Source organism: Tunicatimonas pelagia, assembly GCF_030506325.1.
Classification (GTDB): Bacteria; Bacteroidota; Bacteroidia; order Cytophagales; family Cyclobacteriaceae; genus Tunicatimonas; species Tunicatimonas pelagia.
Map to the genome: position 1 here is coordinate 3,877,956 of NZ_CP120683.1, position 14,960 is coordinate 3,892,915.

Here is a 14,960-nt window from a genome sequence, read left to right on the forward strand (position 1 = left end):
AACCATAAAGCAAAAATGCCATGATTGATTTACAAGAAACCGCTCGCCTGAAAAAAGCCCTAGATGAAAGACCCGAAGATTTTGAGAAAATCATTGAGGACACCGATTTAGCCATCTGTATCACTAACGAAGAGGCAAAATTTGTGGCAGTAAATGAAAATTACACTAAATGGTACGAGTACGACCGCAGCGAACTGGTTGGAGAAAGCTTTCTGAAAGTAGTCCCCCAAGAAACCCAAACCGAACTATCCGATCTGCACGAAGAATTTATGGATATTCAGATTGAGATGATGCGCGAGTGGGAAGTGCTAAGTAAAAGTGGTAAACGACTTAAAATAAGTGTAGACGCTGGTTACTCCGATAAGATTAACAACGCTCCGCATAAGATCACCTTTGTAAAAGTAGAAAATGCCTAATACGTACTAAACTTCTTAAATGAGCCTACTCGGTCTGCGGGTAGGCTTTTTTATTTGCCCAGCAAAATATTTGGATAAAAAGTACCGTACTTTTTGGTCAATCAGGTTACATATTTAGTCTTGTCGCTACTAAACCATACTAGCGTTTATTAGCTCACCCTCCTACTCACCCGAGACGTCTTTACATTTCTTGGCAACCAAACCGTTTTAACATATGAATTACATGATTCAGGGGCACCTTTGTGCCCACCTCTGCGATGACTATCGGGAAGATTTATTTCCAGCTACCGTACGTCTGTATCGGGTCAACATTGATAACAACACGAATCGCCGCATGGCAAGCGATTCTAAAGATACCCTTCAAATGCTGGACGAAAAAGCTGTGAAGGCAAAAGAAAAGCAATTGTTGACCGAAGCCTCTACCGACCAGCAAGGCAACTTTACACTAAAGTTAAATAGCGACCAGCAGGATTACAACGGAGAAGCTATCGAGATAGATGTACTGGTAAAGGCGGTTCCCAATCAGAAAGAGCAAAAAAAGAAGGACGATCCGGTGCAGTTCACCATTACTGTTTGGCAGCCTAAGTGGCGCGAACGGGATAAAGACTTGGTAGCCGTTTGGGATGAGTGCTTGCCCGCTCGTTTCTGGTGCGGCATCCGCAGTCTTTTTGATGCCTGGGTTATTTGTGGTAAAATTCGCGACTGCCAAAACAATAATCGCCCCATCGAGAATGTGAAAGTAACTGCCTTCGACGCCGATTGGCTCAAAGATGATGTCTTGGGTTCGGCGGTTACCGATAGCGATGGTCACTTTAGAATTGATTATACCAGTAGCGATTTCAAACAAACATTCTTATCGCCCACGGTAAACATTGAAACCCCGTTTCCGCCCTTTAATAGCGGTCCCGATGTGTACTTCAAGGTAGAAACTACCGGATCACCCTCTACTGTATTCTTAGAAGAGAAGCGACCCGATGGACAGATAGCTGGCCGAAAGGATATTGGCAACTGTTTTTGTATCAACCTCTGCGTAGACCCTAAATTAATACCGCCACCACCGCCCATTGAATACGAACCCGCTCTATTTACACACGTAGGAGCTTACGAAATACTGACCCAAATTGACACTAATGGGTTCACCAACGATAGCCAGAAGAATGCTTTTACTAAAGATATTCCACTGAACGGAGATTTACCTAGTGGCTATGCCAGCAATGAGATGGAGTACCGCTTTCGGATTATCAACGTGAATACATCAGTTGAGCTAAGTGCGGCTCAAGTTATTAATCTGATACAAACAACAACTATTGGCTCGGTACAGCGCGTGTTTCCTCACGATCCTTCTATATCGGATTCCATTCCCGGTATTGGCTACTTCCGCACATTTCCGTACTATCTAAAAAACCCAGGGGCTACCTATAATGTAGATCCCGACGCAGATGGATGGATTAAAGTGCCCCGGTTAAATAATCCTGAAACCACCGGATTATTTAAAGCATCATTCGGTAGTGGAGTATCACTGGCGATTATTGATACAGATCAACTGTTTACCCAGTCGTTTAATTTGAACAATCCTACGGTACACGTAGCTGGCAATACCATGAACGCGTCTGACCGCTTTTCTGGGCCTCACCCTACTTTCAGAATTATTTTTGAAGCTCGGGAGGTGGGTTCGTCTATCTTATCATCAACCAACATCCTTGATAAGATTGTAGTTTGGAATGGCGAATTCGCCCAAACCCGCCATCCTAATTGGGTCGGCGGATCAGTTACCCTAAAAGGTGTTTGTATGGTTGATCTCAATGAGCTTATAGGGGCAGATTCAGGTTGTAAGAAACTTAGCAGCACGGTAAACGCTCGCTACACTTGCTACCATCCGTACCTAGAGTCTGCTACCCTCCGGTTAGTAAGTAACACGGCTCCCCCTTCGGTTAATCTGACTATTGACAGTAACCGAGAGGCTTCGGGCGCTCAGACCTACAGTGGTCTTTCACCCTGTGCTTATATTCTAAAGCTCACCTCTACGTATCGGTTAACTTCTGGCTACGGTCGAAGAGGTGATGCTTTTGATCGCGATGAGTTGGCATTTTGTGTAGGAGAATAGCTGTTTAATCAGAAGCAGTCTTATCCAAATCCATCCCGCTGTAGTACTGTGTGTCTACGTTGAGGGTGGATTTGGTGTAATAGGTAATCTGCCCGGTATGGTAGGAGAAGTGTTCGGTTACGTGAATTAGGATGGACAGTACACTTTCTTCAAAGCCTTGCACATCGCGCTTTTCAGTCAGAGCTTCGGGTGTAACCCGGTTGAGGGCTTGATTTATTTCGGTTATCAGGCTATCCAAATCACGAATGAGCTTTTCGGTAGAAACTGGTCCAGTTTCGGTAAACTCCTGCGAACGCTGACGATCATCGGGCTGACCGTCAATACCGCTCAGTACCCACTGCCGTAAGTTACCCATCAAGTGCAACACTAAATTTCCTACGCTAACGGTTTGCTCATTAGGGCGATGCCATATCTGAGAATCGCTCAGCAAACGCAAACATTTCTTGATGCGTGGTACCGATTCTTGAATGATACGCCGTTGTACCTCATCAAGTAGTGTTTGGGTAATATGATTGGATAGAGTGTTCATAAGATTATGGTGCGTAATGTTCAGGTGTTCAAAGTTATTCACCTTTCCATAAGCACACAAATACTCGAATACTGCAAACTAGAAATCATAATCTATAATCTGCTGAAGGTGATGTTCCAGATGGGCTACATAATCTTGGTAGAGCCACTGCATGGTTTTTAGTTCGCCATTGCCAATATCACAAAGTTTATAGAGAGATTCTTCTGGGGCTACTTCCATCAATACAATGATCTGGTGCTGGTGCGATTGCCAACAACGAACCAGCACTTCGGTAGTCCACTCTTGGTACTGATGTAATCGTACCCAATCATCCTGAGCATATTTCTTAATGACCAGTGGTTGGGGCTCAATCTGTAGGCGAATGAACCGAGTGTGATTATTAATAGCCGAATCAATCAAATGACCTAAAACCTCTTTTTTAGACCATTTGTCAGGAGCTGGTTTGGCAGCCCAATCAGATTCAGGCAATGTTAGTACTTTAGGCGGAATGCGCTCGTAAAGTAACTGAAGCCGGCTAGTGAGAGAGTCGCTCATTAATAGTAGAGGTGCTAGGGGTAGCTAGCCACCGATTACGTAGCAGTCCGTAGGTTTTTACGTCTTTAAACTCCCCCCATTTTTTAATGAGTTGAGGGTGATACCCTTCTTCCTGCATCCCCAGCTTAAGTAGCACTCGCGAAGAACCGGCATTCTCTACCATAGCGTGCGCCTCAATGCGGTTTAGTTCCAGTACGTTGAAACCATACTCTACCACTAAACGTGTGGCCTTTGAGGCGTAGCCTTTGCCCCAGTAGGGTCTGCCAATCCAGTAGCCTAACTCGGCTGACTCGTACTCAGGATGCGTGGCGAGTTTTACCGCTCCAACCAGCTCCTTATTTTTGGTAAGGCATACCGCCCAACGCAATCCTTTTCCTTCCTCTAGCTCCCACTGCTGTAATTGAAACCAGTCGTTGATCTCAGCTTCGGTACAAGGGTAAGGGATATTGAGCGTCGTAGCCGCTACATCTTTATCCTGTACTAGCTTCAGTACCTGAGGCATATCTTCCCAAACAAACGGGCGAAGGGTTAAGGAATGGCTATGGAGGGCGGATAACATAGTTTATTTCCTAATAATAGTTGTTATGCATACGTAACAATGGCAAAGTAAGTTTTAAAGTGAATTAATACAATTTAATAAAGATGAAAATGCTTACCAATGCTTATTCTGCTGTACTAATTGCTACAGATTACCTAAAGCCAAGGTTAGAATCGCAAACCCTGGCCTTAATGCATTTCTTTCATAAGAAACTGATTATCAAAATACTACCTCTAGTAATTTTAGAAAATATACAATCTATACTAGGTCAAAAGCTTGAGCAATACAAACCAATTGGTAGGGCGATTCTATGGCGAGTTTCCGATTCACATTTTTCCGATGCGTATCTACTGTACTACGGGTGATGCGTAATTTTTCGGCAATTTGAGTGCTAGTAAGCCCACGTACTACCAAAGGAATAACCTCCTTTTCCCGATTAGTAAGCTGGTCAAAAATAGTCTGATACTCGTTTACCAATTTTTTCGCTTCCAGAATTCGTGCAACAGTGCGTTCACTTACTTCTAGGCGATTTTCGGTAGCGGGGATAAAAAGTGTGCCCTTAGCATAGGGTTGGTCTGGTTGAGTCATGGTCATTTTAGCGACGGTTTTATAGGTTAAAAAAAATTAGTGATAGCATATGGAGAGTAAATAGCCTTCTCTTTGGATAGCTCTTGCTTTTCCTAAAGCAGACACTCAAGTAAATTTATCTGCCAAATTGTCTTTTACAGTGATTTTTTGAATTTTATAATGAACGTTAGGGCTCAACTTGCGATTTTATATTTTCTTCAGCTGTCATTATTATTTATCAGACAATAAAATGAATAATTTATCTTTTTCAAATATTATTATCTATTAATATTAAATATTTCATTTTTTACAGCAAATTTGTATTGCTAAAATAGTAACGTTTTCTCATAGAGACATCGTTTCTTCTCATAAGCTGACCTATGTTTTCTACAAAAGTAAATCATGCTCTGTGCAACCCCTTCAACGCTTGTAACCTAAGTCAGTACAACTTACATTCGCTCACGAAACCTGAGCGCACTCAAAAATAGTTGCTGCTTTTTTAGATCACCCTATGAAATACTTTTGTCTCTTTATTTTACTTCAGTTCGTTGGATTCCTTAGCTTTTCCCAGTCCGTAGAAACTAGTCAGCGGAAAGTAGCCATTACAATTGACGACTTGCCGGTAGTAACCCGTCGGTCAGGCTCAGCCGTAAAATTGGATATTACGCAACGGTTAATAGGTAGCTTAGTAAAAAACAACGTGCCCGCCATTGGCTTTGTGAATGAGAGAAAGCTGTACCGCAGAGGCAAACTAGACCCAACGCGGGTAAATCTGCTGCGACGGTGGCTAGAGAGCGGGCTAGAACTCGGCAACCACACGTACTCTCATCCGAGCCTACACAAAATTAGTCTGGCTGATTATAAGCAGGAAATTTTAAAGGGCGAAACGGTTACTAAGGAAATCACTCAAGCCTACGGGCAGGCGCTAGCCTACTTTCGCCACCCATTTTTGCATACCGGACGCAGTGTTGCTGTACGCGATTCGTTACTCCAATTTCTCGATGAACACGGTTATGAGGTTGCTCCCATTAGTATTGACAATGCAGACTACTTGTTTGCCGCCGCGTACGAACGAACTATTCTGGATGCAGATACTACAATGCAGCAGCGGGTTCGGGAAACCTACCTTAAGTACATGGAAGACTACTTTGCCTACTACGAGCAGCAGTCACAGGCTTTGCTAGGAAGAGAGATCGCCCAGACGCTACTCTTACACGCCAATGCGCTTAACGCCGATACATTCGATGAAATGGCAGAAATGATTCGGGAACGTGGCTACTCTTTTGTGTCACTAGCCGAGGCTCTAGAAGATGATGCTTATCACTCACAACCGGACACGTTTACCGGGGCTGCTGGGATTTCCTGGATTCACCGCTGGGCAATTACCCAGGGAAAGAAAGGAGACTTTTTTCAGGGAGAGCCGCAGGTGCCTCCTTTTATCGATAAACTGGCCGATAGCTTCTAACCTGGAACCAAATTTGTGCTGACCAGTAGCTTGTTCTAATTAGAGTTCTAACCGTATCAAGTACATATCTGCGGTGATGTAAAGGGCCGATTCATCATTGTTCAATGTGCAGTTAGCGGTAGCTTGCCCGGTTTTTAATGTTCCCAGGTGTTGGCCTTCGGCACTGAATATCCAAACCCCACCCGGGCCGGTAGCGAAGATGTAGCCATTGCTGTGAACCACCATACCATCGGGCAAGCCTTTTTCTTCGCCCACTCGGTCAGTAGCATCATAGAAAATCCGTCCGTTATCAATGGTTCCGTTGTCCAGTACGTCAAACGCCATCCAGATAGCTTGCTTCGGATCAGAATTGGCTACGTACAAGGTTTTCTCATCGGGAGATAAAGCAATGCCGTTGGGGCGAGTCATTTCTTGGGTGAGTAGCGTTAGACTGCTATCAGCAAAAGAGAAGCGATACACTCCCTGAAAGTCTAATTCCTTCGCTTTGCTATCGGCTCCCCCGGGCAGGCCGTAGGGCGGATCGGTAAAGTACAGATCGCCGTTGCTGTGAAAGACTGCATCGTTGGGGCTGTTGAGCCGCTTCCCTTCGTACTCGCCTACAATTGTAACAAAATCTGATTCTGGGTTATCCAGTGGGGCATTCATGCGAGCCATTTGCCGGTTGCCGTGCTGACAAAGCACTAAATTACCTTCACCATCAATCAGTAAACCATTAGAACCAGGCTCTTTTCCGCTAAAGTCGTCTCCCGAAAAACCCGCGGGTTCCAGATACAGCGAAATGCTATCCCCTTCTTGCCATTTATACACTCGGTTGGGCGGAATATCGGAGAAAAGCAGATAGCCACCGTCTTCCGAAACCCAAACGGGGCCTTCCGACCAATCAAAACCTTCAGCCAGTAATTCTAACTGAGCATCAGGCGGAACCACTTGATCTAGCTCCGCCTCTAAGCGGTCAATAGAGCCAATTGTTGGGAAAGAAGGCGGTTTTTCTTCCGTGGTTTCAGCAGAAGTATCATTCGCGGTAGGTGAGCACGCCAGCAGAGTTAGTAAGCTCAGGATTAGGCAGCTTAGTTGTCGTAGCATAAGAGATTACATTTGAGGTTTATATTACGCATTTTTTTAGAAAAAGCGGTTTTGAGTAGTCGATAGTACGCCAGGGTAATCGGGTTTATGCTGTGGCGACTAACACATCTTTACTTTTTCAGTTACTTAAGGTGTAGAAAACTCAACGCACAAAGTTATGAAAATACTGCTTACAGGAGCTAATGGCTACATTGGAGTGAGATTGCTGCCGGTATTGGTACGAGCCGGGCACGACGTGCTTTGTTTGGTACGCGACAAGCGCCGGATGAACGTGGAAAAAGCACTGGTCGATTCGGGCTGCGTTGAATTCTACGAAGCTGACTTACTGAAACCGGAAACGCTGACCAACCTCCCTGGCGATATTGAGGCAGCTTACTATTTAGTACATTCAATGGGAGGAGCGGGTGGCTCAAAAGATTTTGAAGCAATGGAGGAGCAGGCTGCGAATAACTTCATCGCGCAGGTTACCAAAACCCAGTGCCAGCAAATAATTTATCTCAGCGGAATTGTCAATGATAACAACCTTTCTAAACACCTGCGCTCGCGGAGAAATGTAGAACATATTCTGCTCAACAGCGGCGTACCAACCACGGTGCTGCGGGCAGCCATTATTATCGGCTCGGGTGGAGCTTCCTTTGAGATTATTCGCGACTTGGTGGAGAAACTTCCGGTGATGGTCGCTCCCAAATGGGTAAGTACTCGGTGTCAGCCCATCGCTCTGCGTAATGTGTTGCAGTACTTGGAGGGAGTGCTCGAGAAAGAAAAAGCGTACAACAAAATTTTTGACATCGGAGGGCCGGATATTCTAACTTACAAGCAAATGCTGCTGCAATTTGCCAAGGTGCGAGGTCTAATCCGAAGCATTATTTCGGTGCCGGTGCTATCGCCTCGTCTTTCATCACTTTGGTTGTACTTTGTTACCAGCACATCGTTCAACCTAGCGCGTAGCTTGGTAGATAGCATGAAGAATGAAGTAGTTGTGAAGAAAAAAGGTATTGACGAAATTGTGCAACTCGGTCGCCTAATTCCTTACAAAGAAGCGGTAGGACGGGCTTTTCAGCGTATTGCCCAGAATGAAGTTGTTTCTAGTTGGAAAGACTCGCTGAATAGCAGTAAAATGGATATCAATCTATTCGATTACGTAAAAGTGCCCAAGCACGGAGTCTATCGCGATGTACGTAAAGTGGCGTTTAATAAGCCAAAGGAGCAAGTGATTGAAAATATTTGGAGCATTGGGGGCGAACGGGGTTGGTATTACCTTGGGTTTCTGTGGGAAATCCGAGGAATTCTCGATCAGATGATTGGTGGAGTAGGCTTACGACGCGGACGACGAAGCAATACCGAACTAGTTCCGGGCGATGCTCTGGACTTTTGGCGGGTACTGGTAGCTGACAAAGAAAAGGGAAGGCTATTACTTTACGCCGAAATGAAACTTCCGGGCGATGCTTGGCTGGAGTTTAAAGTAATTGATGAGGACGGACAGTGCTTTCTACTACAAACCGCCACCTATCGGCCCCAGGGGTTAGCCGGGCGATTATACTGGTGGTCAGTGTGGCCTTTTCACGGCTTTGTTTTTCCTGGAATGGCCAAACGGGTGATTCGTTTCGAGGAAAAAAATCCAGAAGTAAAAGAAGTAATTGCCTAAAGGGAGGCCGGAAAAAGAAGACCGGAGACCGGATAGATAGGTACGGACAATACTTGCTACTATAAACTTAAATTCGGTCTCCGGTTTCCAGACTCCGGTTTCTGTGTAAAATTTTGAAAGACATAATTATTATCGGAGGCGGATTGGCCGGACTAATTAACGCTATTCGCTTGGGCGAAGCCGGACTGGATGTTTTATTATTGGAAAAGAAAAGCTACCCCTTTCATCGGGTTTGTGGTGAGTATATTTCCAATGAAGTAGTTCCCTTTTTAGAATCAATTAATGCTTTTCCCTACGAATTGGAGCCTTCGTCGATTCGGGAGTTCACCTTGACTGCTTGCTCGGGAGCTTCGGCCAGTATGCCCCTTGATTTAGGGGGTTTTGGAGTGAGTCGTTATGCGCTGGATCATTTTTTGTGCCAGCGGGCTGAGCGAGCCGGAGCAGAAATCCGGCAGCAAGTCGCCGTTCAATCGGTAAAATTTGAGGAAGATCATTTTCAGGTGACCCTCCCGCAGAACGAAACTCTAGAAGCCAGAGTAGTGATTGGAGCTTACGGCAAGCGCGCTCGTCTGGATAAGCAGCTAAGTCGCCCATTCATGCAGCAGCGTTCGCCCTACATCGGAGTGAAGTATCACGTAAAAGTTGATTTTCCTGATGATGTTATTGCGCTGCACAACTTTCCGGGTGGCTACTGCGGAATTTCCCGGGTAGAAGACGGTCGGTACAATGTGTGTTACTTGGGCACTCGAGCACAATTACGAAAATATGGTTCTATCGAAGCGATGGAAGCGAAGGTGCTGCACCAAAATCCATTTCTGCGAAACCTGTGGCACAACGCTGAGTTTCTGCTCGACCAGCCGGAAGTGATCAACGAGATTTCCTTCGCCCCTAAGCAACCGGTGGTTAATCACATGCTCATGTCGGGCGATACTGCCGGACTGATTACTCCGCTTTGTGGCAACGGAATGGCGATGGCAATTCACTCGGCTAAGATGCTTTCCGATTTACTTCTTCAGTACTATTCTCCATCTGGTTTGGATCGAACTGCTTTAGAAACGGAGTACGCTGCTGCTTGGAAAAAACAGTTTGCCGCCCGACTTTGGGTAGGCCGCAACACCCAGCGATTATTCGGAGCGAAGATCAGTTCAGAAATTGGCGTGCAACTGGTAAAACGCTGGCGATCTGCCGCTCGAAGCATTATGCAATACACCCACGGTGAGCCATTTTAGAGCCTATCTTTTTGCTTGATATAGCCTGCTGAAATTTATTCAGACAAAATAATACGAAGCGATAGCCAGATCGTTACTAAGAAGACTATAACAACCGTTTATTGCTTTAAAACCCACCTAGCTACTAACGATGCCCAGCCAGAAATTTATTTTGTTTAGATACGCTATTGCTTTACTTCTTCTATTAGTTTTTTCTGCCTCTGTAGCGCAGATGCAAAAGTTGAGGGTTGGAGACAACCATCGGTTTTTAGTGAAAGAAGATGGTAGCCCGTTCGTCTGGATTGGAGAAACCAACTGGTTTTTTGCTAAGCTACCTCCGGCCACAATTGATAGTATTCTGGATAAGCGCAGTGCCCAAGGTTTTACGATGATGATGGTAAGCTGCCGAGAAGAGTTATACAACGGCGAGGGCACCGGTGGTATTAATACCCCTAATGAAGCTTGGTGGAGGTATCTGGATGCATACATTGCCAAGTGCGCCCAACGAAATATGTACGTAGGAATTACGCTGGGCTGGTGGGGCAAAACTAGAAACAACAGTGCTGACGATTTGTACGAGTACGGCCGTTGGGTAGGTGACCGATACAAGAACAACAACAATATTGTGTGGCTCACGCTGGGAGAAGCCGGAGGACACCTCCGAAAAAATTCTATTCCTGATGAAAAACTGAACGCACTGGTGAGAGGCATCCGCGAGGGCGATACTGGCGATAAGCTACTAACGGTACACGCCGACTTTAAGCGTAGCACCAGCATCTCTAACGATGCCCAATTATGTGATTTTAATAACTGGCAAACCAGCCAATGGTGCTGCCTAAACGATCTGCCTCGCAAAGATGAGCGAACCTGGACGGTGTGGGAGGCCATTGCCTTCGACTACGGTCAGCGGTACGACGGCCAACCCAAACCCACGTTAGACTCTGAGGCCTGGTACGAGAACAACAAAGACTTTTGTGGGACTACTCCATTTAATATACGTCGTCGGGCGTACTTTACCATTTTTGCCGGAGCCTTTGGGCACTCCTACGGAGCCGGAGGCATTTGGGACGGCCTTACTGCTGCGGATAGCTGTAGCAGCTCAGCACTGAAAGCTATTCATTATCCGGGAGCCCGAGACATCGGTTATGTCAGTAATTTTCTGCACAAATTAGGTGATGATTTTTTGAAGTTACGTCCTGACCAGAGCATCATCCCGGAAGGCAATTCCGATAATTACGATACCCACATTCAGGCTACTAAAGCGAGCGATAATAGCTTCGCTCTGGTATATTCGGCCAGCGATGCGGCCTATTCGGTAGATGTATCAGCGTTGCTAAAATCTTCGCTAACCGCCGTTTGGTACAATCCGCGTAGCAACCAATACCAAACCCAAAGCGACTTCAAACTAGCTGAGAACAAAAGCACGTATACATTTGACCCACCCGGTAATTCAGGAGCTGGAAATGACTGGGTATTAGTTCTGGGAGAGCAGAAATTCACTAGTCGCTTTACTGCCAACTAACGAAAGGAAAAATCACCGAGAAAAGTAGGCGTTAAACTTAGCAATTTTAAAATGCGTACAATAATCCCTACCAAGTTAACTCTTACTCTAGAGAAATTAGTAATAGAGCGAGCGAAAAAGTACGCTAAATCGCAAGGAAGAAGTTTGTCTAATCTGATTGAAGAGTATTTAAAATCTGTATCCGGCGAACTTCAAGAACAAGACGAAATAGTATTGAGCCCCGAAGTTAAATTGCTGTACGGCTCAGTGAAGGACAAAAACATTGACTATAAAGAAGTTATTACCGACGAGATTTTGAAAAAGCATCTACAATGAAGCATTTTTTCTGGACACCAATGTGGTTTTAGATTTTTTGTTGAAGAGACAACCCTCGCTCGGCGATCCGATCGCAAAAGATACAGCTACTATTTTTGAATTCAGCAAAGGGAAGAAACTCAAGCTGTCAGTATCCTCACTATCGCTTAATAATATTGATTACGTTGTCGCCAAGCTAAAATCCAGAGTAAAATCCAGAAAGGTTATCAGCCAACTTATTCGCCTGATTGACATTCAGTCGGTAGGTAAATCAACTATTGAAAAAGCCGCTCAATCTGACTTTAAAGATTTTGAAGACGCCCTACAAAAACTACTGTGCCGAAGAAGCCAAAGTGTCTACCATAGTCACCCGAAACATTAAAGACTACACCAAAAGCGGTTTATCTATTTTGACACCAACTGAGTTGCTTGCGTTGGTTTCCTAATTGCGTAAGCTATTCTATCTCTCTTTGGTGAATAGGAAACTTATTTAAGTATATTCAATATCCTCGAGTAAGTAAGGGCAGACAAAGCTGAAAGGTTCTACAGCAGAACCTTAATTTGGGGTTAGCTAAACCGAGAAATTTATGTTCTTTGTTAAGAAGCGACAGACTCTTTGATAAGAGTTTGTATATTGAACACCAAAATCATTATGGTCATTACATTTGAATGATATCGGGTAGGAAAAAGAGTATTACCTATAGAAAAAATAACAGCAATATCTCCGTTATCCGCTAATATCAGCTGTGTATCGGAGATATTGCAATTATCAACTTGTTAGCAGCAATTTATCATGAAAAGATTAATCCTAACACAAATAGAGAATTATAAGAACCAAATTGTTCTTATGAATTTTATATTCTCATTACTTAATGTTTTAAGTCTTCTGTTTTTAGCAATGGTCTTTGAAAAAATCATGACAGAAAACCCTACCGATGATGATGTTTTTATAAAATACATTCAAGCACTGGCTGCCCTATTAGCACCTTACTTAGCTTTCGTTGCAAAAGGATATTTTTTTCCATTGTGGAGAAAATTAGATACTCTTTTTCATTTATATTTCAATAAATCATATTCTGAAGAAGAATTAAAAATCATTTACGATAAAGATTAATATCAATAGTATGGACAGTTTTATGCAGCCAATTTTCCCCGTTGCAATAGCTTTGGGTAGTTGGGGTGCATTTTTATTGACTCAGCGTCCAGATTTAAGTTTGAAATAATGATTTGTAGCCAACGGGTATTAAAATGCTCTGTTTTGACGTCTTGCAGTGAGAAGCTGGTTCTACCCTGCAAGTGATTCTCTACCAAACACAGATTCAAAGTCATCATGACGGCCTGAAAATGGAAGGCCAAACGTTTTTCTTGAGTGCTTTGGCAGTGGCTGAGTCCTAAATGCTGCTTAGCATCTCTAAAGAGAAACTCAATATTGAAGCGCAAGCGATAGTATGCTAGAATACGACTTGCTGAGAGTTCCAGATCCGAACATCCTAACAAGAACAAACCGGTTCGGCCGCTTTTACTTTGTGTAGTAACCATCACTACTTTTATCTTTCGCTTCCACTTTACCGACCAAACCACTTGGCAATAGACTTGCCAACCTTCAGGGGTGGTACCCTGTTGTTCAAAACGAGTTAACACCTCATCGCCTTTCCAGTGAACTTTACCCCCATTCTTGCGTTTTCTCCCTCGGGGCTTTTGGGGGCCTTCATATAAGTAGTTCATATTGGCATCACCGCGCAACTTAGTGATCATGAACATACCTAACGCAGCTACCTGATCCCAAGCGGCTTGTTTGGCGTAAAAGCCGTCTACCACCCAGTACTTCGTCTTTTTGAGCAGGTAGGCACTACAACGGACTAGCTGCTGTAAGTAGAAAAGTAAGCGGTTGGTCTCGTCTTTGAGTCCACCAGGGGTTTGGTGTACCGATAGGGTTAAGGCCAATCCGCTTTTCACTGATACCAAAGCCAGCGCACTAATCTCTAATCCTTTAATTGCTTTTTGGGAGCATCCGCTCCAGTACCTATCCAAACCGTACGTCTTTTTACCGCTCTTAGCAACGTAGCTACAGTCACTCACCGCAATCCAGGAGTGGTTAGCAAAAAACAGATCAATGAGCACCTCACTAAAGTGTCTGAAATCAAAAGCTTTGTCGTAATTACGCCGAAACGTACGCTCACATAGGTCGCCCCAGCGCGACAAGTTGGTAAAGTTATAACGCCCCTTAGCCGATAAGAACACCTGTACAAGATGCACTAAAAACTTATGCATGGGTTGGGATATGTCCGGCATTTTTGCCATTATCGTCTGGAGAATCTCTATGGTTTTCATGGTACCCTAAAGTTGTTCGCAAAACTAACTTAATGGGGTGCCTTCTCTTTTCCTAAATTCTGTCCGAAGTATTGAATATGTTAAGCGAATTAATTTACAGATTGAGAAAAGTCATTTCTCGACTTAGAGATTTATATCTTCGTGAAAGGTTTTATGACGATAATATAGTTAGTGAACTAGATTTAATTCAAGATGAATTAAATGAAATTCAACAAGCAGATTCTAGCATTCAACCAGCAATTAACAAATTAGAAAATTTTAAAAGAGTTAATATGATGATTTCAGTCTTTCCTACTGTGATCGCTATGGGGTTAGTTGTGTTTGTTTTTATACTGAATCAAAGGGCTTCACAAAAAATTTTGTCATTAGAAAAAAATGAAGAAGTGAGAACGTCCATCATTAGTAAAATGAAATTAATTAATGATTCACTTGCTAACGATTCATTATTGATGGGTTCATTATCGATGGACTCAATTTATCAATGGTTAAGGTATCGTGATTTACCCTATGAGATTTCTGATGCTTGGTTGAGATATATGTATATCAGAGAAGAGGCTAAACTCATAAATAGTGAAATTGATAGCTTAGAAAAGTTACTAGTTAGAGACGACGAATAATTCGCTGCTAACATTATATATGAAATCATAGTCGCCTATCGGCAGACTACGCTTCATATACTCAACGTTAGCAGCAGAAAAAAGGACAAGCTCCAATAATCCTGACC

General features: G+C 43.9%; 16 protein-coding genes. 10 read left to right on the plus strand and 6 right to left on the minus strand.

The features are described from left to right. The first annotated feature begins 20 nt into the window (after positions 1-20). Together P0M28_RS16630 and P0M28_RS16635 are read left to right on the plus strand one after the other, a co-directional pair. Positions 21-416, plus strand: a complete 396-nt coding sequence (locus tag P0M28_RS16630) for a PAS domain-containing protein (protein WP_302203631.1) — start codon at positions 21-23, stop codon at positions 414-416. Between the two features lie 214 nt (positions 417-630). Beyond that, entirely contained in the window at positions 631-2,520 is a 1,890-nt protein-coding gene (locus P0M28_RS16635) for a transthyretin-like family protein (RefSeq protein ID WP_302203632.1), read from the plus strand. 4 nt (positions 2,521-2,524) lie between these two features. On the opposite strand, the gene P0M28_RS16640 is transcribed toward P0M28_RS16635, so the two are convergent. The 4 genes from P0M28_RS16640 to P0M28_RS16655 form a co-directional block, all read right to left on the minus strand. Beyond that, entirely contained in the window at positions 2,525-3,049 is a 525-nt protein-coding gene (locus P0M28_RS16640; protein WP_302203633.1) for a DinB family protein, read from the minus strand. 78 nt (positions 3,050-3,127) lie between these two features. Then, positions 3,128-3,583 (minus strand): DinB family protein, encoded by a 456-nt coding sequence (locus P0M28_RS16645; RefSeq protein WP_302203634.1) that lies wholly within the window; start codon positions 3,581-3,583, stop codon positions 3,128-3,130. Beyond that, positions 3,564-4,142, minus strand: coding sequence for a GNAT family N-acetyltransferase (locus P0M28_RS16650; RefSeq protein ID WP_302203635.1), 579 nt, complete (start codon positions 4,140-4,142; stop codon positions 3,564-3,566). Before P0M28_RS16650 ends, P0M28_RS16645 begins: the two co-directional genes overlap by 20 nt. Before the next feature lie 237 nt (positions 4,143-4,379). Continuing rightward, complete coding sequence (locus tag P0M28_RS16655; protein ID WP_302203637.1) at positions 4,380-4,715, minus strand: helix-turn-helix domain-containing protein; 336 nt, start codon at positions 4,713-4,715, stop codon at positions 4,380-4,382. Positions 4,716-5,199: 484 nt separating this feature from the next. Here P0M28_RS16655 and P0M28_RS16660 point away from each other — a divergent pair, with 484 nt between their 5' ends. Continuing rightward, positions 5,200-6,153 (plus strand): polysaccharide deacetylase family protein, encoded by a 954-nt coding sequence (locus tag P0M28_RS16660; protein ID WP_302203638.1) that lies wholly within the window; start codon positions 5,200-5,202, stop codon positions 6,151-6,153. A 39-nt stretch (positions 6,154-6,192) separates the two neighbouring features. Here the strand turns inward: P0M28_RS16660 and P0M28_RS16665 are convergent, their stop codons facing one another. Next, complete coding sequence (locus P0M28_RS16665) at positions 6,193-7,236, minus strand: SMP-30/gluconolactonase/LRE family protein (protein WP_302203639.1); 1,044 nt, start codon at positions 7,234-7,236, stop codon at positions 6,193-6,195. Positions 7,237-7,393: 157 nt separating this feature from the next. Here P0M28_RS16665 and P0M28_RS16670 point away from each other — a divergent pair, with 157 nt between their 5' ends. The 6 genes from P0M28_RS16670 to P0M28_RS16695 all read left to right on the plus strand — a co-directional run bounded on the left by P0M28_RS16670 (position 7,394) and on the right by P0M28_RS16695 (position 13,019). Beyond that, positions 7,394-8,881 carry an SDR family oxidoreductase gene (locus P0M28_RS16670; protein WP_302203640.1) on the plus strand — a complete coding sequence of 496 codons (1,488 nt, stop codon included), beginning with the start codon at positions 7,394-7,396 and terminating at the stop codon, positions 8,879-8,881. A gap of 113 nt (positions 8,882-8,994) precedes the next feature. Next, a complete protein-coding gene (locus P0M28_RS16675; RefSeq protein WP_302203642.1) occupies positions 8,995-10,110 on the plus strand; it encodes an NAD(P)/FAD-dependent oxidoreductase in 1,116 nt (371 codons plus the stop codon). A gap of 130 nt (positions 10,111-10,240) precedes the next feature. Next, positions 10,241-11,611, plus strand: a complete 1,371-nt coding sequence (locus tag P0M28_RS16680; RefSeq protein WP_302203644.1) for a glycoside hydrolase family 140 protein — start codon at positions 10,241-10,243, stop codon at positions 11,609-11,611. 51 nt (positions 11,612-11,662) lie between these two features. After that, positions 11,663-11,926: a DUF6364 family protein gene (locus P0M28_RS16685; protein WP_302203646.1), complete on the plus strand. Its 264-nt coding sequence runs from the start codon at positions 11,663-11,665 to the stop codon at positions 11,924-11,926. Between the two features lie 10 nt (positions 11,927-11,936). Then, positions 11,937-12,287, plus strand: coding sequence for a PIN domain-containing protein (locus tag P0M28_RS16690; RefSeq protein ID WP_367281919.1), 351 nt, complete (start codon positions 11,937-11,939; stop codon positions 12,285-12,287). 411 nt (positions 12,288-12,698) lie between these two features. Further along, entirely contained in the window at positions 12,699-13,019 is a 321-nt protein-coding gene (locus tag P0M28_RS16695) for a hypothetical protein (RefSeq protein ID WP_302203650.1), read from the plus strand. 20 nt (positions 13,020-13,039) lie between these two features. On the opposite strand, the gene P0M28_RS16700 is transcribed toward P0M28_RS16695, so the two are convergent. Then, positions 13,040-14,236 carry a transposase gene (locus tag P0M28_RS16700; RefSeq protein ID WP_302203654.1) on the minus strand — a complete coding sequence of 399 codons (1,197 nt, stop codon included), beginning with the start codon at positions 14,234-14,236 and terminating at the stop codon, positions 13,040-13,042. Between the two features lie 101 nt (positions 14,237-14,337). Between P0M28_RS16700 and P0M28_RS16705 the strand changes: the two genes are divergently transcribed. Beyond that, complete coding sequence (locus tag P0M28_RS16705) at positions 14,338-14,853, plus strand: hypothetical protein (protein WP_302203656.1); 516 nt, start codon at positions 14,338-14,340, stop codon at positions 14,851-14,853. The last annotated feature ends 107 nt before the right edge of the window (positions 14,854-14,960 follow it).